The following is a 25453-nucleotide window of genomic DNA, read 5'->3' on the forward strand; positions in this document are numbered from 1 at the left end:
CTCAAGCTACACCGCAGCGGCCTGGGGTGTATAGAGTTGCGCCCATGCCCGGAGACGCCTTCGAAGCCAGCCCTCAGGAGCTGGTCGTGACGTTGCTGGGCAGCTACGTGCACCCGCGCGAGACCCGCCGGGTGTGGTCGGGCGGCCTGGTCGCGGTGCTCGCCGAGCTGGGCTTCTCCGACGGCGCCGCCCGGATCGCGCTCACCCGCCTGGTGCGCCGCGGCCTGCTGCAGCGCCACCGCGAAGGCCGCACCGTGCACTACTCGCTGACCCGGCGCACCATCACGCTGCTCGCCGACGGCGACCACCGGATCTTCTCCCTCGGCCGCCGCGAGCGCGCCGCCGGCGAGTGGACCGTGCTGTGGCAGAGCATCCCCGAGAGCCGCCGCCAGGCCCGGGAACGCCTGGTCCGGCGGCTGCGGTTCCTCGGGTTCGGGCCCTATCAGGACGGCACCTGGATCGCCCCGCACGACCGCGAGGCCGAGGTCGTCGCCCTGCTCGGCGAACTGGACGTCACCGAGCACGCCGGGCTGCTGCTCGGCCGCCCGTCGGCCGCGCTGGACGTCCGCCGGTTCGCCGGCCGGGCCTGGGACCTCGACGACCTGGCCGCGCGGTACGCCGCGTTCGTCGGCCAGTTCGGCGGGTACGCGGGACGGGAGCCGCCGGACGCCGAGGCGTTCGAGGTGCGCACCCGGCTGGTGCACACGTTCCGCATGTTCCCGTCGCTCGACCCGGAACTGCCCGCCGGCCTGGTGCCCGCCCCGGACTGCCGGGCAGCGGCGGTCGAGCTGTTCCACGACCTGTACACCGCGCTCGCGAGACCCGCGCAGCGCCATTTCGACGAGGTGACCCGAGGATGAGCGAACCCAGCCGAGCAACCCAGGAAGCTTTGAGCTACACGTCGTACCTCGGGCTGGACGATGTGCTGAACGCGCAGCGCATGCGGTCCGACGAACACGACGAGCTGCTGTTCATCGTGATCCACCAGGTGTACGAACTGTGGTTCAAGCAGATGCTGCACGAAGCCGCGTTCCTCCAGGCGAATCTCGAACAGGGCAACACCGCGCACTCGATCCGCACGCTGCGCCGGATCCTCACGATCCTCAAGGTCGCGGTCGCGCAGATCGACGTGCTGGAAACCATGACGCCCAGCCAGTTCACCAGTTTCCGCACCCGGTTGGACGCTTCGAGCGGCTTCCAGTCGGCCCAGTTCCGCGAACTCGAAGCGGTGCTCGGACGCCGTGACGAGCGCGTGTTCGCGCACTACCCCGAAGGCGGCGAACAGCGGAAACGCATCTCCGAAGCGATGGCGCGCCCGTCGTTGTTCGACTCTTTTCTCACGTACCTCAAGGTTTCTGGCTACGCGGTCGAGTGTGACCGAGACGTCACTCGCTCGGTGGAGCCGTCCCCGGCCCTGCAGGCGATATTGCTGGACGTGTACAACGACGACGGGGGACCCTCGGTCGTCGCGGAGTGTCTGGTCGATCTCGACGAAGGGATGCAGGAGTGGCGCTACCGGCACGTGAAGATGGTCGAACGCACCATCGGCGACAAGACCGGGACGGGAGGATCATCCGGCGCGACTTACCTGCGTACCACGCTTTTCCAGCCGATGTTCCCGGATCTCTGGGCCGTACGGAGCCGACTGTGACCACTTTGGACGACCTGCGCGCGGACGGCAACGCCCTCGCCCCGCACTACTCCCGGTTCGCGGTGGCCGACCGCCTGCTGCTGTCCGGGCATTCGCACCAGGCCTGGCCGGACGTGGCGGCGGAGGGCCTGCTGGAATCCTTCGCCGACGCCGCCCGCGACGTCGACGGCAAGTGGGAACGCGCGTTCGCCAAGGCGGACGAGCTGCGCGCGGGTTTCCGCATGCTGCTCGGCGACCCGCACGGCGAGTACGCGCTCGGCGCGAGCACGCACGACCTGGTGCTGCGCTTCCTGTCGGCGATGGAGCTGCCGCGCCGGCCGCGCCTGGTCACCACCGACGGCGAGTTCCACACCCTGCGACGTCAGCTGGCCCGCCTCGAGGAAGAGGGCGTCGAGATCGTGCGGGTGCCGCTCGACCCGGTCACGACGCTCGCCGAGCGGGTCGCCGGCGAGGTCGACGGCAACACCGCGGCGGTGCTCGTGTCGGCGGTGCTGTTCGAGACGTCGAGGCTCGTGCCCGGCCTCGCGCACCTCGCCGACGTCTGCCGCGACCGCTCGATCGAGCTCGTCGTGGACGCCTACCACGCGCTCGGCGTCGTGCCGTTCCCGCTGCACGACCTCGGGCTCACCAACGCCTGGGTGCTCGGCGGCGGCTACAAGTACCTGCAGCTCGGCGAGGGCAACTGCTTCCTGCGGCTGCCCGCGCACGCCCAGGAACTGCGGCCGGTGATCACCGGCTGGTACGCCGAGTTCGGTGCGCTCGCCGACGAGCGCCACCCCGGCCAGGTGCCGTACGCGATCGGCGGCGACCGGTTCGCCGGCGCCACCTACGACCCGGCGAGTCACTACCGCGGCGTCCGGGTCCAGCGGTTCTTCGCCGAGCACGGGCTCACCCCGGAATTCCTGCGCGAGGTGTCCCAGCACCAGGTGGGCCTGCTCGCTTCGGTGTTCGACAAGCTCGGGCTGCCCGACGACGTCGTCACCCGCGACCGCGAGACGCCGCTCGGGCTGCTCGGCGGGTTCCTCTCGCTGCGCTGCGCCGACGCGGCCGGGCTGCAGGCGGCGCTGGCCGCCCACGGCGTCCGCACCGACAGCCGGGGTGCCCACCTGCGCTTCGGCCCGGCGCCGTACCTCTCCGACACCCAGCTCGAGACGGCGATGGGCACGCTCGCCGCGGTGGTGCGCGGCTGATCGGGGTCCCCTATGGACCCCTGAATTCCCTGGCTACCGGTCCGTATCGCGGGACCTCCACTGGTCCGGCGGACGGCGGGGATCTAGGTTGGTGCCGGGACCCGGCACAGCGGCGGACGACCTCCGCCCGATGCCGGTTCCCGGCCACCCGAAGCGCGTCCCGGCCACGAAACCGGGCGCGGATGACAAAGGAGTCACCACCGTGACCGAAGGAGTGTTCACCCGGGGCACCGGGCACGAACAGGTCGTGTACTGCCACGACCAGGCCAGTGGCCTCAAGGCCATCATCGGCATCTACTCCACCGCGCTCGGCCCCGCACTGGGCGGGACGCGCTTCCACCCCTACGCCACCGAATCCGACGCGCTCGACGACGTGCTCGCGCTGTCCAAGGGCATGGCGTACAAGAACGCGCTGGCCGGGCTCGACCTCGGCGGCGGCAAGGCCGTCATCATCGGCGACCCGAAGACGCTCAAGTCCGAAGCGCTGTTGCGCGCGTACGGGCGCTTCGTGCAGTCCCTGGGCGGCCGCTACATCACGGCGTGCGACGTGGGCACGTACGTGCAGGACATGGACGTCGTGGCCCGCGAATGCCAGTACGTCACCGGCCGTTCGCCCGAGGACGGTGGGGCCGGCGACTCGTCCGTGCTCACCGCGTTCGGCGTCTTCCAGGGCATGCGGGCCTCGGCCGAGCACGTCTGGGGCAGCCCGGATCTGGCCGGCAAGCGCGTCGGCGTCGCGGGCGTCGGCAAGGTCGGCCACATCCTCGTCGGGCACCTCGTGGCGGCGGGGGCGCAGGTCACCATCACCGACGTCTACGCGCCCGCGATCTCGCGCACGCTCGAGAGCCACCCGTCCGTGCAGGTCGCGTCCGATGTGGACACCCTGCTGCGCGCCGAGCTCGACGTCTTCGCGCCGTGCGCGCTGGGCGGTGTCCTGAACGACGAGACCGTGCCGGTGCTCGGCGCCCGGATCGTCTGCGGCGCGGCGAACAACCAGCTCGCGCACGCGGGCATCGACAAGCAGCTCGCCGACCGCGGTGTCCTGTACGCGCCGGACTACCTGGTGAACGCCGGTGGCGTGATCCAGGTCGACGACGAGCGCCACGGCTTCAACTTCGACCGCGCGAAGCGCAAGACGACGGCCATCTACGACACGACGAAGGCCGTGTTCGCGCTGGCGGAGACCGACGGCGTGCCCCCGGCGACGGCGGCCGACCGGCTCGCCGAGCGGCGGATGGCGGAGGTCGGGCGGCTGCGGTCCATCATGACCGTGTGAGTCTTTCCGCGCTCTTCGAAGCGGCGGGCGTGCGGGGGTTCCTGCACGCCCGCCGGCTCGGTTCGTCCGACGCCGTCGGGGTGGACGCCGATGCGCCGGTCGTCCTGGCGTCGGTGGTCAAGGTGCCACTGGTGTACGAGTTCGCCCGCCAGGTGGCCGCCGGGCTGCTCGACCCGGCGGACCGGGTCCGGGCCTCGGCGGCGGACCGCCTGGGCGGCACCGGTTCGGCGGGTTTCGCCGACGACGTTTCCTACAGCCTGCGGGACGCGGCGCTGCTGGCCCTTTCGGTGTCGGACAACACGGCCGCGGACCTGCTGTTCGACCGGGTGGGCGTGGACAACGTCCGGTCGCTGCTGGCCGAACTGGGGTGCACGCGGACTTCGGTCGTCGGCGCGCCGCGGGACGTCCTGCGCACGATCCTCGAAGACACCGCGGCGGGCCGGCCGCCGCGGGCACTGGATCCACTGCGGACTTCCGCGACCACACCACGCGAGATGACGACGTTGCTGTCGGCGATCTGGGCCGACGACGTGGGGGCGCCGGTCCGCGGGTGGATGTCCGCGCAGGTCAGCTGGCACCGGCTGGCCGCGGGCTTCCCGCCGGAGGTGGCGGTGGCGGGCAAGACGGGCACGCTGCCGGGGATCCGCAACGAAATCGGCGTCGCGACCTACCCGGACGGTACTTCCTACGCGGTCGCGGTGTTCACGGCCGGCGGCGCGGAGACGCTGCGGCGCCCGGACATCGACCGCGCGATCGGCGCGGCCGCGCGGGCGGCCGTCGATCAGCTGCGCTCGTAGAAGACGTCCCACGGCCGGGCGGCCCGCGGCTCCGGCGGCACGATCCGCGAAACCCCGTCGTGCTCCAGGACCTCGGCCGTGACTTCGGCGAATTTCCTGGCCTGCGGGTGCGGGCTCGCCGGCGGCCAGGCGAAGGCCAGCCGCGACCGCAGCACCTCGCCGGCCAGCGGCCGCCACACCACGCGCGGCTCCTTGCGGGGGCCCGGTTCGAACGCCACGCCGTGCCCGGCCAGTACCAGGCCCAGCACGAACTCCGGGTTGCGGGCGTGCCGGATCGCGGCCGGGCGGAAGCCGTGGTCCCAGCAGGTGCGCAGCAGGGCGTCGTAACTGCCGGGCGCGGCGGCGCGCGGGGAGTGGACCAGACCTTCCCCGGCCAGGTCGGCGAGGGTCAGCTGGGCGCGGCGGGCCAGCGGCGAGTCGCGCGGGAGCACGACGCCCAGCGGGGTGTCGACGACCGGGCCGAGCTCGAGCCCGACGAGATCGACGGGCAGCTGCAGCAGCCCGGCGTCGAGTTCCCGGTCGGCGAGCAGCCGGGCCTGCTCGGCGGTGGTGAGCTCCTGCAGGTCCAGCCGGACGGCCGGGCACTCGTCGGCGAACCGCGTCAAGATCGCGGCCAGCACCCGGCCGGGCAGGTCCGGGGGCACGCCGGCGCGCAGGCCGTCCAGCTCACCGCGTTCGGCTTTCGCGACGAGCGCCGTCATGCGGTCCCAGCGGGAGAGCAGATCGCGGGCTTCGGCGCGCAGCACTTCGCCGGCTTCGGTGAGCGTGACGCGCCGGCCGCGCTCGAACAGCTTCGCGCCGAGTTCGGCTTCGAGCCGTTTGACGCGCTGGCTCAACGGCGGCTGCGCGATCCCGAGCCGCTCGGCGGCCCGGCCGAAGTGCAGTTCGTCGGCGACAACGAGGAAGTACCGCAGCGAACGGAGGTGGTCCACGCTGTGACGATAGCCGTTTTGATATCGGAAGGCCGGCTCGTCGATCTTGGACAGCCGCCCCCGGCTCGTGGTCAGGTGTCCGGTATGGACAAAGGATTCAGCAGGCGCGGGCTGTTCGGCGCGAGCGCGGCGGCGGCGGCCATCCTGGCGGGCGCCCCGGCCGCGGCTTCGGCTTCGGCTCGTTCCGGGATGACGTTGCGCTGGTGGGGAAACAACGGCTGGGAGATCCGGGTCGGGACGAAGACGATCCTGATCGACCCGTGGCTGACCCGGTTCAAGACGGGAACGTACACGCCGGCGGGTGCGAACCCCCGCACCCCGCTTTCGGTGAACCGCGCGCTGATCGACGGCTACCTCGACCGCGGTTTCCTGCGGGCGGACCACATCCTGGTGACGCACGGCCACTACGACCACTTGACGGACGTCCCGTACCTGGCCGAACGCACGGGAGCGACGGTGCTCGGCACCGAGACGCACTTGAGTCTCATGGCGGCGTTGGGTGCCCCGGAGGACCAGCTGGCGATCGCGACGGGCGGGGAGGACCTGACGTTCGACGGCTACTCGATCCGGGTGCTGCGCTCCCTGCACTCGGCGACGGGCACGCGGGCCCAGGTGGCGTTCCCGGGCACCCGGCCACTGTCGCGACGGGACCGGCCGCGGGTGATCTCGGATCTGCTGGAGGGCGGCACGCTGGCGTACGTGGTGTCCGGGGGCGGGGCGAGCGTGCTGGATTTCGGGGGTTCGAATTACGTCGAGTCCGAGCTGGCGGGGCTTCGGCCGGACGTGGTGTTGCTGCCGCCGGGCGGGGTGAAGGTGACGGACTACGTGCCGCGCTTGCTGCGCACGGTGGGGAACCCCCGGTTTGTGGCGGCGACGCACTGGGACGACTTCGACCTGCCGCTGGGGCAGGCGCACGATCCCAACGGCGGGTTGGAGATGCTGCGCGCGGCGGTCGCTGCGGCGAGTCCGGGGAGCGAGTTCGTGGTGCTGGATCACCTGGGTTCGTTCACGCCGTAGCCGGTTGTCCACCGTCCCGCCGTGATGGGGAAAGCTCAGTCGCGAGAGAGGCGAAACCGCCGGCGCGTGATGTCGCGAATGACTCATTCGGGACCTCCGAGGTCCCCAATGAGTCATTCGCGACGCCCGGTTGAGCTGCCCGCCCCCGCCCCGCCGTCAGCGCGGAGCCGGCTCGGTCCGCGGACTTCGCCGGAACCCGGCCCGGGAAGGGCGGGGCCCGGCCCGGATCGCCGCCACGACGAGCACCACCCCCGCCAGGACGGCGACCAGCAGGTAGGCGTTGCCGATGATCGCCTGCCCGGCGGTCCAGTCCCGCTCCCGGCCCTGACCTCCCGGCACCACCGCCACCGTCCAGCCGGTGAACAACACCGCCAAGGCCAGGGCGAACCACCGGCGGCCGCCGGCGAGGAGGTACCCGAGGGCGGGCACGATCCACACCCAGTGGTGCGTCCACGAAATCGGGCTCACCAGCAGCGCGCACCCGGCGGTGACCAGCAGCGCGCCGCGGTCGTCGCCCTCCCGGTGCCGCCACCGGACCACGATCGCGGCGCCCGCCACCGCCGGCGCCGCGAACGCGAGCGGCCAGACCGCGCCGGGCGCCGTGCGGGCGGCGAACCCCGCCCACGACTGGTTGCCCACCCAGCCCTTCATCTGCGCGAAGTGGTCGTTGAACAGCGCCGACGTCCAGTACCGGGCCGAATCGGACGGCAGCAGCACGGCGCCCAGTGCGGTGGCCGCGGCGAAGGTGCCGAGCGCCCGGAACGCGTCCGCGCGGCGGCCGGTGAGCAGCAGGTGCGCGACGAAGATCAACGGCACCAGCTTGACCGCCGCCGCGAGTCCGATGAGGACACCGCCGCCGGCACCGCGCCGGCGCAGCACGTCGACGACCACCAGCGCCATCAGGACCAGGTTGAGCTGGCCCAGCCCGACGGTCTGCCACACCGGCTGCAGGCCGAACGCGGCGAGCAGCGGCGCGGCACCCGGCGCGTACGGACGCAGGACCAGCGCCAGCGCGGGTGCCGCGGTCAGCGCGATCAGCCCCCAGCACCACTGCACGGGCACCGCGGCGAACGGGGTGAACAGCAGCGCCGCGAACGGCGGGTAGGTGAACGGCAGCTCCGGCGCCCAGCCGGGCAACCCCGAGAGGTGCCCGTAGAGCGGTTCCCCGCGGAGCACGGCCATGCCACCCGCGCGGTACACCGCGGAGTCGACGCCGAGCGGGCGGCCGAGCGACCACCACACCACCGCCACGAGCCCCAAGACCGCGGTCACGGTCAACGTCGCGGTCCTGGTGCGCCCGATCCCCATGGCCGCCACGATGGCCGACGGCGGCCGCCCGGTCGTCGTGCCCGGGTGCCGTCTTCCGGTGCTACCCGGGTAGGGCCGCGGGTCCCGCGTGCTACCCGGGTATCACCGGCCGGGCACCACGATGCCCGCTTCGTAGGCGGCCACGACCGCCTGCGCCCGGTCACGCGCGCCGAGCTTGGCGAACACCCGGCTGACGTGGGTTTTTGCGGTCTGTTCGGCGATCACCAGCGTCTCGGCGATCTCCGTGTTGGACAGGCCCCTCGCGACCAGGCGGAGCACCTCGGTCTCGCGCTCGGTCAGGTCCGCGATCCCGGCCCGCCCCCGGGACCCGGGCTCGGCGGCCCGGCCGCGGACGGCGAACTCGCCGATGAGCCTGCGGGTGACCGACGGGGCGAACAGCGCGTTGCCCGCGGCGACCACGCGCACCGCGACGACCAGGTCGTCCAGCGGCGCGTCCTTGAGGAGGAACCCGCTGGCCCCCGCCCGCAGCGCACCGTAGACGTACTCGTCGATGTCGAACGTCGTCAGCATCAGCACGCGGACACCGCCACCCGCGCCGAGGATGCGGCGCGTGGCTTCCAAGCCGTCCACGCCCGGCATCCGGACGTCCATCAGCACGACGTCGGGGGCAAGTTCCGCGCAGCGCGTCACCGCTTCGGCGCCGTTCGCGGCCTCGCCGGCGACCCGGATGTCGTCCTGCGCGTCGAGAACGGCGCGGAAGCTCTGCCGGACCATCGTCTGGTCGTCGGCGACGAGCACGGAAATCACGCGTTCTCCTCGTGGTCCAGCGGCAGGTCCGCGGTCACTTCGAACCCGCCGTCGGCCGTCGGGCCGGCCACCAGCCTGCCACCGAGCATCGCGGCCCGCTCGCGCATGCCGAGCAGTCCGTGCCCCGGTGGTCCCGGCCGCCCGGGCCCACCGGGGGCGTTGCGCACCGCCGCGTGCACGGAACCGGCGCCGACCCGCAGGTCCACGTCGATCGCCGCCCCGGGCGCGTGCCGGACCGCGTTGCTCAGCGCCTCCTGCACGATCCGGTAGGCCGACAGCGCGACGCCGGCGGGCAGCGCGTCGAAGTCACCGTCCACCCGCACCGTGCAGGCGGCGCCGAGGGCACGCACCCGCTCCGCCAGCTCGGCCACCCGGGTGATGTCCGGCTGCGGCGCGAGCGGTCCGGCGGTGCTGTCGGTCCGCAGCACGCCGAGCAGCCGGCGCATCTCGACCATGCCTTCCCGGGCCGTCCCGGTCAGCTCGGCGAACTCGTCGCGCAGGTCGTCCGGCAGGCCGGGGAAGCGGTAAGGCGCGGAGCCGGTGCGCAGCGCGAGCACGGACATGTGGTGGGCGACCACGTCGTGCAGCTCGCGGGCGATGCGCGCGCGTTCCTCGAGGACCGCGGCCCTGGTCTCCTCCGCCGCCCGCCTCCGCTGCTGTTCGGCGATTTCCCGTTCGGCGACGCGCCGCTGGCGCACCGCGTTGCCGGCGAGCAGCAGCGCGCTCATCAGCGCCACCAGCAGGGCCAGGTCGCGCCAGTCCTCGACCCGGACGCCCATCGCGGCGGCGGAAACCACGCCGGCCACGACCAGGACGGCCTGCCCGTGGCCCGCCGCGAGCAGGAACCAGACCAGCGCGCCGGTCAGCGCCAGCCCCGGTGACCACGGCCAGCCCCACAACCGCGTCAGGCCCGGGTACGCGGGCGGCGTGGCGACGATCAGCACGACGAGCAGCCGCCACGCCCACAACGGCGACCGGACGGCGACGATCGCGGGCACCACGCTCGCCGCGGCGATCCCGAGGGCGAGCGGGCTGCCTGCCGGTTGCCCCGGTGCGGTCTGCGCCGCCAGGAATCCGCTCCAGAGCCCGATCACCACCGCGGCGGCGGCCCGCAGCCGGGACAGACCGGCCGACCGCGCCCGGACCTCGGGCCGGCTCCCGGCGTAGAGGACGTACCGCGTGACCCGCCACAGCCCGCCCCACCGCACCCGACCGGCCATCGGCCCACCCTAGGACGCCGGGGGACGTGGCCCGCACGCGTGGCCGCCGGTCCGGTGCCGCGAATGACTCATCCGGGACCTCCGGCGTCGCGAATGAGTCATTCGCGGCACGTGCGCCTCCACCCGGGCCGGGTACGGCGAAGGCCACCACGAACGTTCGTCCGTGGTGGCCTTCGGAAGCTCCCGGCAGCCGCCGGAGCGTCAGCCGCTCTTGCGGCGGAACGTGCGCTTGTTCGCCGCCGGACCGTGGGCGTGCTGGTTCTTGCCGCCCGCGTTCTCGTGCGCGGCGCCCGACCGGGCGTGAGCCTGCTTGCGTTCCAGTGCTTCGCGGAACTTGCGCTTGACGTCGTCCTCCTCGCCGCTGGGCGACGGGTCCGGTTCACTCATGCTTACCTCCGAAAATGACGACGTGTGACCGCTCCAGCCTGGCATCACTCAAACCGCTTGGCGAGTCGATTTGGTCACGTCGTCAGCGTTGGGGGGACGGCACGCCGCCGAACTGCACCGACTTGCGGGTCAGGGGGCGGCCGCAGTGGTCGCACAGCAGCATCGGGCGCAGCCGCTCGCCGCATTCGACGTGGTGCAGCGTGATGTCCGGCTCCTGGTCCGCCACCTCGAAGCCGCGCGACCACTCGGCGATGAACGCCAGCGCCGGGAAGAACGCCAGGCCCTTCGCCGTCAGGCGGTAGTCGCGGGCGTCGGTGCGGGTCTTCGCCGTGCCGGTGCGCAGGACGCCGACCTCGACGAGCTTGCTCAGCCGGGCCGACAGCACGCTCGGCCCGATCCCCAGCTCGCGCTCGAACTCCGAAAAGTGCCGGCAGCCGAGCAGCGCCGAAACCAGCAGGCCGGTCGACCAGCGGTCGCCGAGCAGCTCCATCGTGTCGGGGAAGAACATCAGCGGGTCGCCGGCGAGGGAATCCGCGTCCTTGCGGCGGAAGCGCTTGGACGCCGTCGCCGCCGCGACGCCGGTGCTGTCCAGCCGTTCCGCGCGAACGTCGCGCGCGTCGACCCGGCGGCCGCAGGCGGCGCAGCCGAGAGGCGCTGATGTAGCCAGCTCGCAGTCGAGGTGGATCAGCGTCGGCAGCACGGCGCGGCGGCCCTCCACCCACTCGCGTTCCCACGCCCAGATCGAAATGAGCAGCGGCCACAGCTCCAGGCCGCGCTCGGTCAGCCGGTACTCGTGCCGCGTCCGGCGCGCGTCCCGGTACGGCACCCGGGTGAGCATGCCCGCGTCCACCATGTCCCGCAGCCGTCCCGACAACGCCGTCGGCGAAATGCCCAGCCGCAGGCGCAGCTCCTCGTACCGCCGGAAGCGCAGGAAGAGGCTCTGCAGGATGAGCAGCGTCCACTGGTCGCCGACGAGCTCGAGCGCTCGCCGGAGCGGATCGCCCGCCGGCCGGACGCGGTGCGCAGGCGCTTCGGTCACTACTTCCCCCTCGTTTCACAGCGGCCTCAGCGTACCTGACTACATCAAAAGAAGCCTATTGACACCTGGGTACAGAAATCATAGTCTCGTCTTCATCAGCCCGCGCAGCCAGGGAGCAGCCCGATGACCAGCACCTCCGGACAGCCGCTGATGGTGGCCACGACGGCGGACGCGGCCGAGGCCAACCCCTACCTGCTCGGCGTCTACGCGCCCGTCGGCACCGAGATCGACGCCGGGGACCTGCAGGTCATCGGCGAGATCCCGAAGGACCTCAACGGCGTCTACCTGCGCAACGGCCCGAACCCGCGGTTCGCCCCGGAAGGCCGCTACCACTGGTTCGACGGCGACGGCATGATCCACGCGGTCCACCTGGAGAACGGCAAGGCCCGCTACCGCAACCGCTGGATCCGCACCCAGGCCTTCGAAGCCGAGTCCGCGGCCGGCAAGGCGCTCTGGACCGGCGTCATGGAGAACCCGAAGGGCAACCCCTTCGGCAACACGCACGGCCTGGGGCTCAAGGACAACGCCAACACCAACGTCGTCTTCCACCGCGGCCGCATCCTCGCCACCTGGTACCTGTGCGGCTCGCCGTACGCGGTCGACCCGCTTTCGCTGGAGACCCTGGGTGCCGAGGACTTCCTCGGCACGCTGGCCGGCGACATGATGGCCCACCCCAAGGTCGACGAGACCACCGGCGAGCTGTTCTGGTTCGACTACGGGCCACGCCCGCCGTACCTGCGCTACGGCGTGATCAGCGCGGACGGCACCGTCGTGACCAGCACCGATATCGAGCTCCCCGGCCCGCGCCTGCCGCACGACATGGCCATCACCGAGCACTACGCGGTGCTGATGGACCTGCCGCTGGTCCAAGACCTGGCGGCGGCGAAGCAGGGCCGGCACAAGCTGCACTTCGACCGCTCGACGCCGAGCCGCTTCGGCGTGCTGCCACGCTACGGAGACGGTAGCCAGATCCGGTGGTTCGAAGCGAGCCCGTGCTACATCTACCACGTCGTCAACGCCTGGGAGCAAGGCGACGAAGTCGTCCTCGACGTCTGCCGCGTGCAGCGCCCGCAGCCGCGCGCCGACGCGCACACGCCGCTCGCGAAGATGCTGTCCTACCTGCGCCTCGACGCCCAGCTGCACCGCTACCGCTTCGACCTGCGGACCGGTACCTGCTACGAGGCCGCGCTCGACGACGACAACACCGAGTTCCCCACGGTCGACGCCCGCGGCGTCGGCAGGCGGAACCGGTACTCCTACGCGGTGCACATCTCGCCCGAGTCGACGCTGAAGTTCGACGGGCTGGTGCGCCACGACAGTCTTGCCGGCACCAAGACCGAATACCGGTTCGGTCCCGGCCGGTGGGGCAGCGAGGCTCCGTTCGCACCCCGCGACGGAGCACCCGTCGATTCGGCGGACGGGTACCTGGTGACGTTCGTCCAGGACGAGCGCGAGGGGCGCTCGGAACTGGACGTCTTCGACGCCGCCGACCTCGCTGCCGGACCCGTGGCCAGGGTCCTGCTGCCCCAGCGTGTCCCGCTCGGTTTTCACGCGACCTGGGTCCGGGCGGACCAGCTGGGCAACCTCCGCACCTGACGCACCGTCGAGAGGGTCGCGCCCGGGCTTCCCGGGCGTGGGGATGGTGCGCCGCGGAGACGATCGACCGGCTCGGGGAGAGCGGGCAGGCGCCGGCCCGGAGGGTCTCGCGCCGGTCGATCGAGCGAACAACACGCACCGGCCGGAACGGCCCGGTGCACCCGGAGACGGTTCCCGGGCGCGTTTCCTGCTCGCCGGAGGGGTGCGAGCAGGCGAGGCGGCCGGTCGTCACCCCGTAGGGTCGGGGTGCTGCCGCGTCCGGATACGGCGAGCACCCGCTCGCCGGGGCGGCCTTGGGCTGGGTGCCGGTTCGTCGTCTCCCGGGGGACGGCGAACCGGCGCGCCCCGCAACCACGGGAGGGTGGGCGTTGAAGCTTTCGGTGTCGCTGGGGCTCTGGCAGGACCGGCCGCCGGCGGAGGCACTGGACACCGCCCGCGCCGCCGAGGCCGCGGGCTACCCGGAGCTGTGGATCGGCGAAATGGCGACGTGGGACGCGTTCGCGCTCGGCACGGCGATCGGCGCGGCCACTTCGCGGATCTCCCTGACGTTCGGGCCGCTGGCGGTCACCGTGCGGGACCCGGCGACGATCGCCATGGGCGTCGCGTCGGTGGCGGCGCTGACCGGTCGCGAAACCGGCGTCGCGCTCGGGACGTCCAGCGACGTCGTCGTGCGCGGCTGGCACGGCCGGTCCCGCGACCGGGCGGCCACGGCGCTGGCGGAATCCGCACGCGCGGTCCGGCAGCTGCTGGCCGGCGAGAAGTCCACTGTGGACGGCCAGGTCGTCGCCTCGACGGGCTACCGGTTGCGGCTGGCCGCCCCGAAGTCTCCGCTGACTATCGCCGCGTTCGGGCCGCGGGCGCTCGACGTCGCCGCGCGGCACGCCGACCGGATGGTCGTCAACCTCGTCAGCCCGGCGGCCGCGGCGACGCTGGTGCGCGGGCTCCGCGCCGCCGCCGAGCGCGCCGGAACCACCCCGCCGCCGGTGGCCGCGTGGGTGGTCGCCGCGGCCGGCCCGGCGCCGTCGGCGCTCGACCAGCTCCGCCGGGGCGTGGTCGGGTACCTCGCCGCGCCCGGATACGCGGACATGTTCCGCGCGGAAGGCTTCGGCGACCTGGTCGACTTCGCGCGCACCCGGCCGCACCCGCGCGAACTCCTGGCCGCGGTCCCGGCCGAAGCCATCGCCGCGGTCGGGCTGGTCGGCTCCCGCGGCGAGATCGCCGCGAAGATCGGCGACTACGCCGCCGCCGGGGTCGACGAACTGGCGATCGTGCCCGCGACCAGCGACGACGACCCCGGCGGCGGGAAAACCCTCGCCGCGTGTCGATCCGCGGCCGTCCCGTTCGACGCGGGGGTATGACGGAACCGAAGGCAACCCACAACCTCGACCGATCCGGGTCCGCGGCGCTGCCGTGGAGCAGGGCGCGCGAGCTCCTCGCCACCCAGACCCCCAAGGAAGACCTGACCTTCTTCGTCGGGACCGTCCGCCCCGACGGACGGCCGCACGCCGCCGGTGTCGGGGCCATCTGGGTGGACGGCGCCCTGTACTTCGTGAGCGGGCCGGGCACGCGCCGGGCCCGCAACCTGGCGGCGAACCCGGCGTGCAGCGTGTCGGTGCGGCTGCGCGGCCTCGACGTCACGATGGAAGGGGAGGCCCACCGGGTCACCGATCCGGAAACCCTCGAGCGGGTGGCGGCCGTCTACCGCGAGGGCGGCTGGCCCGCGACGGTGGCGGACGGCGGGTTCACGGCCCCGTTCATGGCGGCGAGCGCCGGGCCGGCGCCGTGGCACCTGTACCGGCTCACGCTGCACCGGGCCGTCGGCGTCGCCACCGCCGAGCCCCACGGCGCCGCCCGCTGGGACTTCAGCCGCTGATCGACCCGGCGACGAGCCTCCCGATGGCGGCCATGCCGTCGGCGTTCGGGTGCATCGGCGCGGCGACCGACGTCGGGAGCACGCCCTCGAACCACTTCACGCCGGGCAGCTTGCAGACGTCGTGCCCGGCCGAGGCCGTCCGGACGTCGACGTAGTGCGCGTTGTGCGCCGCGGCCTGCCGGGCGAGGGCGGCGTTCGTCTTGTCGATGCTGCCCTGGATGTAGTTCGCGTCGCGCGGGGTCAGTGGCGCGATCGGCCAGCACCCGTTGCGCGGCAAATAGGTGCCGTACCCGGCCACGAAGACGTCGGCGTTCGGGGCCTTCGCGTGGATCGCGTCCAGCAGCGCGCCCCACACGGGCTCGAACGCGGCGATCTTCTCGGCCAGCTGGTCGTGTCCGCCCGCGGTGAACCGGTCGACGCAGTCCGGGGTGAGGCCCGGCAGGAGGTTGATGCAGCTCGTCGCGGCACCGACCAGGCCGATGTCGTTGCCGCCGATCGTCACGGTCACCGTGCGGGTCTGCTCGCTCAACGCGTCCAGCTGCGGCGGCACCGCGCCGGACGACGTCTGCTGCGGAGCGGTCATGTCCGCGGTCGTCGCGCCGGAGCACGTGACGTCCTTCAGCGGCACGCCGAGTTCCTTCGCGGCGACGTGCGGGTAGTCGGCCAGCGACCGGAGGCAGCCGGGGGAGGAGGGGTCGGGCGGCAGGATCAGCGGCCCGGCCGCCGCCGAATCCCCGAGAGCCACGTACTCCCCGGCGGTGGCCGCCGCCGCCGGGCTCGCCGTCGCGCTCGCCAGCGCGGCGACCATGATCGTGATGAACGCCGTCGTTCTCACTCTCACGCCGTCCTCCTTGACGTTGTACCGACTGTTGGTCTCCGTGACACCATCGGCACCGGACGAGCCCGGATTGACTGGGAATCCGCGCAGAGAAGGAGGGGATCGGTTGTGACGGAGCACAAGCGCGGCGGGGAACTCACCCTCGGCGGGCAGCGCGTGCACGAGCGGCTCACCCGCGAGGAGCCCGAGCTGATCGCCCGGGTCCTCGCCCGCATCCAGGCCGAGGTCGCGGACTACCGGCGGCTGCCGGTGGAGGAACTGGCCGGCGACATCGCCGGGATCACCCGGCAGGCGGTGCGGGCGTTCGCGCGCAGCCTGCGCGAGGACCGCGCGCTCAACGCGGCCGAGCTGCGGCAGGTCGGCGCGTCCGCGGTCCGCCGGGCGGAAGAGGGCTTCCCCCTGGAGGCCGTGCTGACCGCCTACCACGTCGGCGCGCGGGAGATCTTCGCCGTCGGCTCCGCTTCGTCGGGCAGTGCGGACGTCGCCGACCTGCTCGAAGTGGCGGACCGGGTGCTGGCGTTCGTCGGCACCGTCACCGGCGCGGTCACCCGCGGGTACCTGGAGGAACTGCGCACGAAGGTCGGGCAGGAGCACACCGCCCGCCGGACGCTGCTGTCGGTGCTCGTCGACGGCGGCCAGGTCGACGTCGTCGCCCGCAGCGCCGGGATCACCCTGCCCGCGGGGTACCTCGTGCTGAGCGTCGAACTCGGGCCGCACGCCGACGAGGAGTCGCCGGACGTGGACGCCGAAATCGCCGTCCGCCGCAAGCTCCGCCGGTTCCTCGCGGCGTTCGAGCACGCCTGCGGCGACGGCGTGCTCGCGTCCCTGGACGGGCCGGGCGGGCTCGTCCTGCTCCCGCTGGCCGGCCGGCTGTCTTCGGTGCCGGAATGGCAGGCGCTGGTCGACGCGGCCGGGCGCGCGGCGGGCGTGACCGTGCTCGCGGCGGCGGAGACGGCGGCGCCGTCCGAGGTCCGCGTGGTGGCGGACCGGACCGGCGAGGTGCTGGACGTGCTGCGGTGGTTCGGCCGGCCGCCGGGGCTGTACCGCCTCGACGACGTCCTGGTCGAGTACCAGCTGACCCGCCCGGGCGCGGCCCGCGACCGCCTGGCGGCGGCGCTCGACCCGCTGCAGGCGCACCCGGAGCTCGTCGAGACGCTGGACGCGTACCTGGCCCTGGACACGAACCGCCGCCGCACGGCGGCCCAGCTGCACGTCCACCCCAACACGGTCGACTACCGCCTGCGCCGGGTCCGCGACCTGACCGGCATCGACCCCCTCCACCCGGCGGGCCTGCCCCGCATCATCGCGGCTTCCGCCGCCCGCCGCGCTTCCCCCACCCACCGCTGACACGTCATCCCAACCCCGCGAGATGCCCCTCCAGTCACGCGAGATGCCTCTCCAGTCACGCGAGATGCCCCTCCAGTCACGCGAGATGCCCCTCCAATCACGCGAGTTACGTGTTCAATCACGCGAGTTACGCGCTCAGTCACGCGAGCCGACCCCCTCGGGTACGCAAGCCGACCCCGTAGACACGCGGGCCGGCCTCCGATCACGGGACCCGGAGCACCCGGCCGGCGAACTCGCGTGCCCGGACGGCCGGTTCGCGTACCCGCAGGGCCGGTTGGCGTGCCTGGAGGGTCGACACGGCGGCGCGGGCGACGGCGCCGGTGACCAGGGCCGAGGCGAGGACGAACGCGGCGAGGCGCGCCGGCTCGTCGAACGTCAGCTCGCCGAAGCGGCCGAGGACAAAACCCGTGTGCAGGGCCCAGGCGACCACGCCGACGCCGGCCGCGGCGGCCGGGGAACCCCGGTAGGCGGCCACCAGGACGACCGTGCCCAGGGTGACCAGCGCGTACCAGGGATGGCCCGTCGCTCCGGCCAGGTCCGCCACGATGACCGCGGCGACAGCGGCCACGCACCCGAACGGGAACCCGAAGTCCTCTGTCATCCGCCCAGTCCAGTCCCGCCGCCCGGCGGGGGCGTGATCCCGGACAAATTTCCCTGCACCCGGCGCCGCGATCTTTACGCTTTATTTACTCCGCGCGGCCAGGCCCTCGATCGCGTCCGCGAGCTCCGGCCACACCGCGCGCGGCAGGTTGTGGCCCATGCCCGGGAGCACGACCAGCTCGGCGTCCGGGATCGCCTCCGCCGTCGCCTTGCCGCCGCTGACGTTGATCAGCGGGTCGGCGTCGCCGTGGACGACCAGGGCGGGCAGCCGCACGTCGCGCAGCCGGGCCGTGCGGTCGCCGGACGCCATCACCGCCGCGGCGTGGCGCAGCGTGCCCACCGGGTGGCGCGCGCGGTCGTAGTGCAGGGCGGCCTTGGCCAGCAGGAACGCCTCGTCGTCCGGGTAGCCGGGGGAGCCGAGCCGCCGGTAGCCCTCGACGCTGTCGGCGATGGCCTGCTCGCGGGTGTTGGCCGGCGGCCGGGTCAGCATCGCCAGCGCCCACGGCTCGGCCCGGCCCACCGCCGGGTCGCCGGTCGTCGACATGATCGACGTGACCGACAGCAGCCGGTCCGGGTGGTCGATGGCCAGCTGCTGCACGATCATCCCGCCCATCGACGCCCCCACGACGTGGGCGCGGGTGATGCCGAGCGCGTCGAACAGCCCGACGGCGTCGTCGGCCATGTCCGCCAGCGTGTAGGACGCGGTCGACAGGTCGCCGGCGGCCAGCGCGGCCAGGTCCGGCGGGGGCAGGTGGTCGAGCCAGGTGGAGAGCCCGACGTCCCGGTTGTCGTAGCGGACGACGAAGAACCCGCGGCCGGCGAGCAGCTCGCAGAAGCCGTCCTCCCAGGTGATCATCTGGGCGCCGAGCCCCATCACCAGTACCAGCGGCGGGGCCGCCGGATCACCGAAAGTGTCGTACTCGAGCTCGAGACCGTTGGCCTGTGCGCGTGCCATACCCCGATCCTGCCGTACTCGCGCGAGGCTGGCACCGGGCCGGGCGGTGCGGTTACCGTTACGCCCCATGCCGACCTCATCCTCGGGCACGGGACAGCGGCCACGGTCGCGGGCCGCGGCCGGACTGCCGGCGCTGACGGCCGATTGCATCGTCAGCGCGGCCACGGCCCTCACCGCCCAGCGCGGCCTGGACAACTGGACGCTGCGGGAGCTCGCCCGCGCGGTCGAGGCCTACCCGGCGGTGGTCTACCACCACGTCGGCGACCGGGACGCGGTGGTGAACGCCGTCGTCGACCGGGTGGTCGGGCTGATCGAGCTGCCGCGGGAGCAGCTGCCGTGGCAGGAGTGGTTCACCGAGCTGCTGGCCGGTCTGCGCGCGGTGCTGCGGACCTACCCGGGCTGCGCGCGGCGGCTGGCGCTGTTCGGCCCGTCCGTGGAAGCGGCCACCCGGACCATCGACGCGGGTGTCGGCGTGCTGCTGGCCGCCGGGTTCGGCCGCGAGAGCGTGCTGGCCTACAACCTGCTGCTGATGACCGCGTGCCAGTTCGTCGCGATGGAGGACGACCGCGACGGCGCCCTGGCGCTGCGGATCGACAACACCGAGGAGTACGCGACCTACCGCGAGCGCGCCGACCTGCCGGGAATGGCCGAGCTGGGCGCGGCGATGCACGACCTGATGGGCGACCCGGACCTCGCCTCGGGCTACTACGCCCAGCTCTACGACTACGCGGTCCGGCGCTGTCTCGACGGGCTCTCGCACCGATTGGGCGAAATTCGCGAATCGGACACGCAAGGTTGACAGCGACTTGACAGTGCCCCGGCGTACCGTGACCGTGCGTCGGTGGTTCGCCCATCGACCCGGAGCCCCTGGCGCCCTCCTCCCCCTCGTGGCGCCGGGGGCTTCGGTCTATTCGCGACCGCTCTGCGACCGCGGCGCGGCCTGGATCGCCGGGAAGATTTCGCCCACCAGGGTGACGAGCGACTTCGACAGCAGCAGGTGCACCTGATCGCGCGTCAGCGACCGGCGCACGAGCCACTCCCGGCCCGCCGACTTCACCATCCCGCCGAACGCGCGCACGAGCGCGTTGAGCTCGGCACCGTATTCGCTCTGCCGGGACAGCCCGACGGCCTCCAGCACGCGGTCGGCGGACTCGCGGTCGGCTTCTTCGAGGATGCGCTCCACCTCGAGGTCGCGGCCGATGCCTTCGGGCGCGATCGCGGCCAGCCACATCCGCTCCTGGCTGGTCACCATGTCGAGGAACCACTCGATGGCGACGTCGGCGCGCAGTTCGAGCGGCCCGTCGGGGAGGATCTCGACGGCCAGCCGCGGCACGGTCAGCGCGCGGCGGATGATTTCCAGGTACAGCTCGCGTTTTGTGCCGAAGTAGTGGTTGATCAGGCCCCGTGCGACACCGGCCGCCGCGGCGATGTCCGAAGTGGACACTGCGGAATACGGGCGCTCACCGAACAGCCGTGCCGCACAAGCGTAGATCTGTTCCTTCCGTTCGTCCGGTTCCAGTCTTCGCCATCTCGGCGCCGGCTCGGTGTTCATCCGCCCATCGTCGCACGGGCCGTTGCGCCGGGCCGGGTACTCAGCACGATGTCGGATGTGCCGCAGCCCCAATCCCACTATCGGGGCACGGTCAGTCCGGGAGAGTGATCGGCGCGATGTCCGGAAAGCCGTCACCGGGGCCCGGATTCGCCGGATCGGTCTCCCCGCCGAAGTGGCGCAGCACGCCCCACACCGCGTTCAGCGCCGTCTGCACCGCGCCCTCGGCCCAGCCCGCCGTCCACGAGACGTCGTCGCCGGCCAGGAACAGGCCCCGGTACCGCGCCGGCAGCTCGTCCTGCACGAAGTGGGTGAACAGCCGCTGCTGGTAGCGGTAGTGGCCGGGCAGGTTCGCCTTGAACGCGCCCATGAAGTGCGGCTCGGCCTCCCACGACACGGTCACCGGGTCGCCGATGATGTGCCGCCGGACGTCGACGCCGGGGTAGATCTCGCGCAGCGACTGCAGCATCACCTCGACGCGCTCGCCCACCGGCAGCGGCAGCCACTTCAGCGAGTCGTCGGCCCACGTGTAGGACAGGCAGATCACCGCGGGGGCGTCCGGGTCGTCGCCGAGCAGGTACGTGCCGCGGGGCATCCGGTCGGTGAGCGTCATGCTCATCGCGTCGCGGCCGGTGCCTGCGTCGCGGTCCAGCCAGAACGGCCGGTCGACCGGCACGAACACCTTCGACGACGCCATGTAGTGCGTGCGCTCGATCGCCGTCCAGTGGTCGATCGGGAACAGCGCTTCGTCGCACTCGATGTTCGACAGCAGCATCCAGCTCTGCGCGGTGAACACCGCCGCCGGGAACGTCCGGATGTGTCCCTCCGTGTCCGTCACGGTGATGTTGCCGGGTGCCGTGCGGTGCAGCCGCGCGACGCCGGGCTGCGGCCGTCCGCCGTGCAGCGTGCTCAGGCTGGTGCCCGCCGGCCAGAAAGCGGAGTCTTGCGGGGCGTGCTCCCACAACCGCAGCGGCAGCTGCCTGCTGCCGCCGACGATGCTGCGGTGCTCGTCGTCGGCTCCGGTGTAGACGACGCGCAGGATCTCCAGGATGGAGTTCGGGAAGTCGGTGTCCCAGCCGCCGGTGCCGAAGCCGACCTGGCCGAAGATCTCGCGGTGGCGGAAGGAGGCGAACGCGGGGGAGTCGCAGAGGAACCCGTAGAACGTCTGGTTGTCCAGCCGCGGGACCAGGTCGTTCCACAGCCGCTTGATCGTCTTCGCGTCGCGGTCGCGGATCGCGGTCTGCATCTCGGCGAAGGAGGCGTGCTCGGCCAGGGTCCGGTCCCAGGCCTCGGCGACCTCGCGGAAGACGGCGGGCAGGTCCTCGGGCGTGCGTGCGTAGTGGCTCTGTCCCTTCAGGTCCACGACGGTGCTCGGCGTGCCGGGCGCCAGTGGGTTCGGGAACGGCGTCGTCTCCAGCCCCACCTTGCCGATGTAGTGGAAGAGCGCGGTCGACGCGGGCGGGAAGCGCATGGCGCCCATCTCGGCGACGACGTCGTCCGGGCAGCCGGGGAACCGCACGGTGCGCAGCCGGCCGCCGATCTCGGCGATCTCGTACACCACCGGCCGCAGGCCCAGCTTCATCAGCTCGTACGCGGTGACGATGCCGGAGAGGCCGCCGCCGATCACGGCCACCTCGGTGCCGTGCCGCTCGGTGGGCACCGAGCCCAGCCCGGCGGGGTGGGCGAGGTAGTCGTCGTAGGCGAACGGGAAGTCGGGGCCGAACATCGTGATCGGGCGGCCGGCCGGCTCGTCGTGGTGGATCGCGGTGGGCACAGCGGAGGTCATGCGGTCGTTCCCCGGTACAGTTCGGGCCGTCGGTCGGCCAGGTGGGTGTTCTCCAGGCGGGAGGCGGCGACGGCGTCCCGCGTGACGTCGGCGGCGATCACCGCGGGCCCGGCGCCGGCGCGGGCGAGCACCTCGCCGGTCGGAGCCACGACGCAGGACCGCCCGCAGTAGGTCAGCTCCTGCTCGGTGTCGCAGCGGTTCGCGTAGGCGACGTACAGCTGGCTCTCGTAGGCCCGCGCGGGCACGAGCGTGTCGGCGACGACCTCGTAGGGGCTCATCAGCGCGGTCGGCACGACCAGGAGCTCGGTGCCGGCGAGCGCGTGTGCGCGGACCAGCTCCGGGAATTCGACGTCGTAGCAGATGAGCAGGCCGACCCGGATGCCGCCGAGGTCGGCCTGCACCACCGGCTCGTCGCCGGCGGTGAACCACGCTTTGTCGAGGTCGCCGAAGAGGTGCGTCTTGCGGTAGTTCGCCAGCCGGCGGCCGGTCGCGTCGACGAGCTGGACGCTGTTGCAGACGTGCTCGCCGTCGCGTTCCGGGTAGCCGTACACCAGTGCGGTGCCGGTTTCCCGCGCCAGCGCGGAAATCCGGGCCGCCGTGGGCCCGTCGGCCGGCTCGGCGAGCTCGTGTGTGCGCGCGCCGATGTGGTAACCGGTGGTGCTCATCTCCGCCGTGACGACGAGGTCGGCATCGGTGCCGGCCGCGACCTCCGCGAGGTCGTCGAAGGAGCCCTGGTGGATCGCGACCTTCATGCCAGCCTCGACCGCCGGATGCCGTAACCGAAGTAGATCACCAGGCCGAGCGCCATCCAGCCGCCGAAGACCAGCCAGGTGGCGCCGTCGAGGCTGAGCATCATGTACGCGCAGCAGAGCACGCCCAGGATCGGCGTGACCGGCGAGAACGGCACGCGGAACGAGCGAGTGGCGGCCGGCTGGCGCCGTCGCAGCAGCAGCACCGCGACGTTGACCAGCCCGAACGCGAACAGCGTGCCGATGCTGGTGGCGTCGGCGAGCTTCCCCAGCGGGATGAAGGCGGCGAGGACGGCCACGAAGGCCGAGACCACCAGGGTGTTGATCCGCGGGGAGCCGGTCTTCGCGTCTACTTTGGACAGCGCGGGCGGGACGAGACCGTCGCGGGACATCGAGAACAGGATGCGCGTCTGCCCGTACAGGACGGTCAGCACGACGCTGGAGATCGCCACGAGCGCGCCGACGGCCAGTAGCCCGGCCCAGAACGGGTTGTCCGACACGACGTCGAGGACGTGGGAGAGCGCGGCCTCCTGGCCGTCGAACCGCTGCCACGGCAGGGCGCCGACGGCGGCCACCGCGACCAGGCAGTACAGCACGGTGACGATGCCGAGCGAGAGCAGGATCGCCCGCGGCAGGTCGCGCTGCGGGTTCGTGGCCTCCTCGCCGGCGGTCGAGGCCGCGTCGAAGCCGATGTAGGAGAAGAACAGCTTGGCGCCCCCGGCGCTCAGCCCGGCCAGGCCGAGCGGCAGGAACGGGGTGAAGTTCTTCGCCTGCACCGCGCTGAAGGCGATCACGCAGAACAGCACAAGCGTGGCGATCTTGACCACCACCATGACCGCGTTGGCCCGCGCGCTCTCCTTCGCCCCGGACAGCAGCAGGACCATCGCGAGGACGACGACGAGGATGGCGGGCACGTTGACCACGCCGCCGGAGCCGGGCGGCCGGCTCAGCGCGTCCGGGATCGCGAAGCCGAAGGCCAGCCGCAGCAGTTCGTTGAGGTACTGGCCCCAGCCGACGGCCACCGACGCGACCGAAACGCCGTATTCGAGCACCAGGCACCACCCGCAGACCCAGGCGACGAGCTCGCCGAGCGTGGCGTAGGTGTAGGAGTAGGAGGAACCGGACAGCGGGATCATGCCGGCGAGTTCGGCGTAGGACAGCGCAGAGAACAACGCGGTGATGCCGGCGAGCACGAAGGAGAGCACCACCGCCGGCCCGGCCACCGGGACGGCCTCGCCGAGCACGACGAAGATGCCGCTGCCCAGCGTCGCCCCGATGCTGAGCATGGTGAGCTGGCCGAGGCCGAGCGACCGCTTCAACGTGCCATGATCACCTTCGGCGACCAGGTCGGCGACCGGTTTCCGCCGCACCGTCGCGGCTCGCAGAGTCATGCCGACGACGTTAACGGTCGTTTCCGGGACACAAAACACGAAGACGTTGCGCGTACAGATGAATCACAGGTGATTCATTGCACAGCGGCGTCGGATCGTGGCGATTCGTTCCACGCGCCAAATTTGCTGTAACTCCGGTGTCGGATCCGGGACGAGCCGTTCGTGGAGGGGGTGAGCGGCCGCCACGAGGGCGCCGCCGAAGACCCACAGGGGATGAAGATGCCGCACCCGGAGCCCGTCGCCCGCCGCATGTACGACCTGGTCGAGCCGATCGGCCTGGTGCCCTACCTGGCCGACGAGTCGGACGAGGCCCTGATGGCGCTGGGCCTGCGCAACATGTGGGACGCCTACTTCGCCGGCCGGGCCGCGCCCTTCGGCCGGGGGATGCCGGCCGAGGCGGTCCACGCGGTCTTCTACAGCTTCGCTCCGGGCGAGGTCGCCCGTCACATCCCGCGGGTGTGGGACCTGACCACCCCCGAGGCGGCGCTGGCCGCCCGCGAGCGTGGCTGCGTCGCGGGGATGTGGCGGGTCCTGGGCGACCGGGCCGACGATCCGGGCGTCGCCCGCGCCGGCGAGCTCCTGCTCAAGGCGGCGATCAGCGCGCCGGTGGAGGGACGGGCGCTCTACGCCGCCCTGCGTGCGGTCCCGGTCCCGCAGGAGCCCGTGGCCCGGCTGTGGCACGCGGCCACGCTGCTGCGCGAGCACCGCGGCGACGGCCACACCGCCGCCCTGCTGGCCGAGGGCGTCGGCGGCACCGAGGCCCACGTGCTCCACGCCTTGTCCGCCGGCATGCCCGCCCAGGACTTCGGCCGGGTCAGCCACCTCCCGGCCGCCCAGCTGACGGCGGTCGTCGACGGCATGCGCGCCCGTGGTCTCGTCGGGCCCGACGGCTGGCTCACCGACGCCGGCCGCGCCACGAAGGAACGGGTCGAGGCCCTGACCGACCGCCTCGCGGAACCGCCCTACAACGCCCTGACCCCCGGCGAGCTCGACCGCCTCATCGTCGACCTCGAACCGATCTCGGCCGACTTCCGGCAGGCCTTCCCGATGTAACCGGGCATCACCCGTGTCCGGAGGGGCATCACGCGTGTCTCCAGGGGCATCACTTGGAGTTGCCCCGTGGGGCCGGACACCTTGATTCCAGACGGTGGTCTGGAGGGAGGATGTCCTGGTGTCTCGCAGGT

25 protein-coding genes are annotated in these 25453 nt (G+C 72.6%); 12 read left to right on the forward strand and 13 right to left on the reverse strand.

Going from position 1 to position 25453, the window contains the following annotated elements; all coding sequences use genetic code 11:
• Positions 1 to 44: 44 nt before the first annotated feature.
• The 5 genes from Q5425_RS21850 to Q5425_RS21870 all read left to right on the forward strand — a co-directional run bounded on the left by Q5425_RS21850 (position 45) and on the right by Q5425_RS21870 (position 4914).
• Positions 45 to 860 (forward strand): PaaX family transcriptional regulator C-terminal domain-containing protein, encoded by an 816-nt coding sequence (locus Q5425_RS21850; protein WP_308674125.1) that lies wholly within the window; start codon positions 45 to 47, stop codon positions 858 to 860.
• On the forward strand, positions 857 to 1651 hold the full coding sequence (locus tag Q5425_RS21855; protein WP_308674126.1) for a tryptophan 2,3-dioxygenase family protein: 795 nt from the start codon (positions 857 to 859) through the stop codon (positions 1649 to 1651). The genes Q5425_RS21850 and Q5425_RS21855 overlap by 4 nt, the downstream gene beginning before the upstream one ends.
• Positions 1648 to 2841: a kynureninase gene (locus Q5425_RS21860; RefSeq protein WP_308674127.1), complete on the forward strand. Its 1194-nt coding sequence runs from the start codon at positions 1648 to 1650 to the stop codon at positions 2839 to 2841. The genes Q5425_RS21855 and Q5425_RS21860 overlap by 4 nt, the downstream gene beginning before the upstream one ends.
• A 202-nt stretch (positions 2842 to 3043) precedes the next feature.
• Positions 3044 to 4117, forward strand: coding sequence for a Glu/Leu/Phe/Val dehydrogenase dimerization domain-containing protein (locus tag Q5425_RS21865; RefSeq protein WP_308674128.1), 1074 nt, complete (start codon positions 3044 to 3046; stop codon positions 4115 to 4117).
• Positions 4114 to 4914: a serine hydrolase gene (locus Q5425_RS21870; protein ID WP_308674129.1), complete on the forward strand. Its 801-nt coding sequence runs from the start codon at positions 4114 to 4116 to the stop codon at positions 4912 to 4914. The genes Q5425_RS21865 and Q5425_RS21870 overlap by 4 nt, the downstream gene beginning before the upstream one ends.
• On the opposite strand, the gene Q5425_RS21875 is transcribed toward Q5425_RS21870, so the two are convergent.
• Positions 4899 to 5846 (reverse strand): LysR substrate-binding domain-containing protein, encoded by a 948-nt coding sequence (locus Q5425_RS21875; protein ID WP_308674130.1) that lies wholly within the window; start codon positions 5844 to 5846, stop codon positions 4899 to 4901. The genes Q5425_RS21870 and Q5425_RS21875 overlap by 16 nt on opposite strands.
• Positions 5847 to 5930: 84 nt before the next feature.
• Here Q5425_RS21875 and Q5425_RS21880 point away from each other — a divergent pair, with 84 nt between their 5' ends.
• Positions 5931 to 6863 (forward strand): MBL fold metallo-hydrolase, encoded by a 933-nt coding sequence (locus tag Q5425_RS21880; protein ID WP_308674131.1) that lies wholly within the window; start codon positions 5931 to 5933, stop codon positions 6861 to 6863.
• Positions 6864 to 7019: 156 nt separating this feature from the next.
• Here Q5425_RS21880 and Q5425_RS21885 read toward each other — a convergent pair whose 3' ends face one another.
• The 5 genes from Q5425_RS21885 to Q5425_RS21905 form a co-directional block, all read right to left on the reverse strand.
• Positions 7020 to 8171: a glycosyltransferase 87 family protein gene (locus tag Q5425_RS21885; RefSeq protein ID WP_308674132.1), complete on the reverse strand. Its 1152-nt coding sequence runs from the start codon at positions 8169 to 8171 to the stop codon at positions 7020 to 7022.
• A gap of 102 nt (positions 8172 to 8273) precedes the next feature.
• The gene (locus Q5425_RS21890; protein ID WP_308674133.1) at positions 8274 to 8939 is read right to left on the reverse strand and encodes a response regulator transcription factor; all 666 of its coding nucleotides are present in this window, start codon (positions 8937 to 8939) and stop codon (positions 8274 to 8276) included.
• Complete coding sequence (locus tag Q5425_RS21895; RefSeq protein WP_308674134.1) at positions 8936 to 10159, reverse strand: histidine kinase; 1224 nt, start codon at positions 10157 to 10159, stop codon at positions 8936 to 8938. Before Q5425_RS21895 ends, Q5425_RS21890 begins: the two co-directional genes overlap by 4 nt.
• Before the next feature lie 201 nt (positions 10160 to 10360).
• Positions 10361 to 10546: a DUF5302 domain-containing protein gene (locus Q5425_RS21900; protein ID WP_308674135.1), complete on the reverse strand. Its 186-nt coding sequence runs from the start codon at positions 10544 to 10546 to the stop codon at positions 10361 to 10363.
• An 82-nt stretch (positions 10547 to 10628) separates the two neighbouring features.
• On the reverse strand, positions 10629 to 11585 hold the full coding sequence (locus Q5425_RS21905) for a winged helix-turn-helix transcriptional regulator (RefSeq protein ID WP_308674136.1): 957 nt from the start codon (positions 11583 to 11585) through the stop codon (positions 10629 to 10631).
• A 123-nt stretch (positions 11586 to 11708) separates the two neighbouring features.
• Between Q5425_RS21905 and Q5425_RS21910 the strand changes: the two genes are divergently transcribed.
• From Q5425_RS21910 to Q5425_RS21920, 3 genes are all read left to right on the forward strand, one after another.
• Positions 11709 to 13181 (forward strand): carotenoid oxygenase family protein, encoded by a 1473-nt coding sequence (locus Q5425_RS21910; protein WP_308674137.1) that lies wholly within the window; start codon positions 11709 to 11711, stop codon positions 13179 to 13181.
• A 368-nt stretch (positions 13182 to 13549) separates the two neighbouring features.
• Positions 13550 to 14539, forward strand: a complete 990-nt coding sequence (locus tag Q5425_RS21915; protein WP_308674138.1) for an LLM class F420-dependent oxidoreductase — start codon at positions 13550 to 13552, stop codon at positions 14537 to 14539.
• Positions 14536 to 15054, forward strand: coding sequence for a pyridoxamine 5'-phosphate oxidase family protein (locus tag Q5425_RS21920; RefSeq protein WP_308674139.1), 519 nt, complete (start codon positions 14536 to 14538; stop codon positions 15052 to 15054). Before Q5425_RS21915 ends, Q5425_RS21920 begins: the two co-directional genes overlap by 4 nt.
• Here Q5425_RS21920 and Q5425_RS21925 read toward each other — a convergent pair.
• Entirely contained in the window at positions 15044 to 15889 is an 846-nt protein-coding gene (locus tag Q5425_RS21925) for an SGNH/GDSL hydrolase family protein (protein WP_308674153.1), read from the reverse strand. The two genes, Q5425_RS21920 and Q5425_RS21925, sit on opposite strands and share 11 nt — an antisense overlap.
• A 111-nt stretch (positions 15890 to 16000) precedes the next feature.
• Here Q5425_RS21925 and Q5425_RS21930 point away from each other — a divergent pair, with 111 nt between their 5' ends.
• Entirely contained in the window at positions 16001 to 17239 is a 1239-nt protein-coding gene (locus tag Q5425_RS21930) for a helix-turn-helix domain-containing protein (protein ID WP_308674140.1), read from the forward strand.
• A gap of 202 nt (positions 17240 to 17441) precedes the next feature.
• Here the strand turns inward: Q5425_RS21930 and Q5425_RS21935 are convergent, their stop codons facing one another.
• Together Q5425_RS21935 and Q5425_RS21940 are read right to left on the reverse strand one after the other, a co-directional pair.
• Entirely contained in the window at positions 17442 to 17840 is a 399-nt protein-coding gene (locus Q5425_RS21935; protein WP_308674141.1) for a hypothetical protein, read from the reverse strand.
• Positions 17841 to 17921: 81 nt separating this feature from the next.
• Entirely contained in the window at positions 17922 to 18794 is an 873-nt protein-coding gene (locus Q5425_RS21940; protein ID WP_308674142.1) for an alpha/beta hydrolase, read from the reverse strand.
• 67 nt (positions 18795 to 18861) lie between these two features.
• Here Q5425_RS21940 and Q5425_RS21945 point away from each other — a divergent pair, with 67 nt between their 5' ends.
• Positions 18862 to 19593: a TetR family transcriptional regulator gene (locus Q5425_RS21945; protein WP_308674143.1), complete on the forward strand. Its 732-nt coding sequence runs from the start codon at positions 18862 to 18864 to the stop codon at positions 19591 to 19593.
• 108 nt (positions 19594 to 19701) lie between these two features.
• Here Q5425_RS21945 and Q5425_RS21950 read toward each other — a convergent pair whose 3' ends face one another.
• The 4 genes from Q5425_RS21950 to Q5425_RS21965 form a co-directional block, all read right to left on the reverse strand.
• Positions 19702 to 20346, reverse strand: coding sequence for a TetR/AcrR family transcriptional regulator (locus tag Q5425_RS21950; RefSeq protein ID WP_308674144.1), 645 nt, complete (start codon positions 20344 to 20346; stop codon positions 19702 to 19704).
• A gap of 91 nt (positions 20347 to 20437) precedes the next feature.
• Complete coding sequence (locus Q5425_RS21955; protein WP_308674145.1) at positions 20438 to 22129, reverse strand: NAD(P)/FAD-dependent oxidoreductase; 1692 nt, start codon at positions 22127 to 22129, stop codon at positions 20438 to 20440.
• On the reverse strand, positions 22126 to 22881 hold the full coding sequence (locus Q5425_RS21960) for a carbon-nitrogen hydrolase family protein (protein ID WP_308674146.1): 756 nt from the start codon (positions 22879 to 22881) through the stop codon (positions 22126 to 22128). Before Q5425_RS21960 ends, Q5425_RS21955 begins: the two co-directional genes overlap by 4 nt.
• Complete coding sequence (locus Q5425_RS21965) at positions 22878 to 24269, reverse strand: amino acid permease (RefSeq protein ID WP_308674147.1); 1392 nt, start codon at positions 24267 to 24269, stop codon at positions 22878 to 22880. Before Q5425_RS21965 ends, Q5425_RS21960 begins: the two co-directional genes overlap by 4 nt.
• 219 nt (positions 24270 to 24488) lie before the next feature.
• On the opposite strand from Q5425_RS21965, the gene Q5425_RS21970 reads away from it, so the two are divergent.
• Positions 24489 to 25322, forward strand: a complete 834-nt coding sequence (locus Q5425_RS21970; RefSeq protein WP_396135211.1) for an SCO6745 family protein — start codon at positions 24489 to 24491, stop codon at positions 25320 to 25322.
• Positions 25323 to 25453 lie beyond the last annotated feature (131 nt).

Source organism: Amycolatopsis sp. A133, assembly GCF_031082405.1.
GTDB lineage: Bacteria > Actinomycetota > Actinomycetes > Mycobacteriales > Pseudonocardiaceae > Amycolatopsis.

What these genes read in the sequence shown, in the direction of transcription:
- Q5425_RS21850 (WP_308674125.1), top strand. Translation starts at nt 45, where the DNA reads ATGCCCGGAGACGCCTTCGAAGCCAGCCCTCAGGAGCTGGTCGTGACG.
- Q5425_RS21855 (WP_308674126.1), top strand. Translation starts at nt 857, where the DNA reads ATGAGCGAACCCAGCCGAGCAACCCAGGAAGCTTTGAGCTACACGTCG.
- Q5425_RS21880 (WP_308674131.1), top strand. Translation starts at nt 5,931, where the DNA reads ATGGACAAAGGATTCAGCAGGCGCGGGCTGTTCGGCGCGAGCGCGGCG.
- Q5425_RS21885 (WP_308674132.1), bottom strand. Translation starts at nt 8,171, where the DNA reads ATGGGGATCGGGCGCACCAGGACCGCGACGTTGACCGTGACCGCGGTC.
- Q5425_RS21895 (WP_308674134.1), bottom strand. Translation starts at nt 10,159, where the DNA reads ATGGCCGGTCGGGTGCGGTGGGGCGGGCTGTGGCGGGTCACGCGGTAC.
- Q5425_RS21900 (WP_308674135.1), bottom strand. Translation starts at nt 10,546, where the DNA reads ATGAGTGAACCGGACCCGTCGCCCAGCGGCGAGGAGGACGACGTCAAG.
- Q5425_RS21910 (WP_308674137.1), top strand. Translation starts at nt 11,709, where the DNA reads ATGACCAGCACCTCCGGACAGCCGCTGATGGTGGCCACGACGGCGGAC.
- Q5425_RS21920 (WP_308674139.1), top strand. Translation starts at nt 14,536, where the DNA reads ATGACGGAACCGAAGGCAACCCACAACCTCGACCGATCCGGGTCCGCG.
- Q5425_RS21935 (WP_308674141.1), bottom strand. Translation starts at nt 17,840, where the DNA reads ATGACAGAGGACTTCGGGTTCCCGTTCGGGTGCGTGGCCGCTGTCGCC.
- Q5425_RS21940 (WP_308674142.1), bottom strand. Translation starts at nt 18,794, where the DNA reads ATGGCACGCGCACAGGCCAACGGTCTCGAGCTCGAGTACGACACTTTC.
- Q5425_RS21945 (WP_308674143.1), top strand. Translation starts at nt 18,862, where the DNA reads ATGCCGACCTCATCCTCGGGCACGGGACAGCGGCCACGGTCGCGGGCC.
- Q5425_RS21950 (WP_308674144.1), bottom strand. Translation starts at nt 20,346, where the DNA reads ATGAACACCGAGCCGGCGCCGAGATGGCGAAGACTGGAACCGGACGAA.
- Q5425_RS21955 (WP_308674145.1), bottom strand. Translation starts at nt 22,129, where the DNA reads ATGACCTCCGCTGTGCCCACCGCGATCCACCACGACGAGCCGGCCGGC.
- Q5425_RS21960 (WP_308674146.1), bottom strand. Translation starts at nt 22,881, where the DNA reads ATGAAGGTCGCGATCCACCAGGGCTCCTTCGACGACCTCGCGGAGGTC.
- Q5425_RS21965 (WP_308674147.1), bottom strand. Translation starts at nt 24,269, where the DNA reads ATGACTCTGCGAGCCGCGACGGTGCGGCGGAAACCGGTCGCCGACCTG.
- Q5425_RS21970 (WP_396135211.1), top strand. Translation starts at nt 24,489, where the DNA reads ATGCCGCACCCGGAGCCCGTCGCCCGCCGCATGTACGACCTGGTCGAG.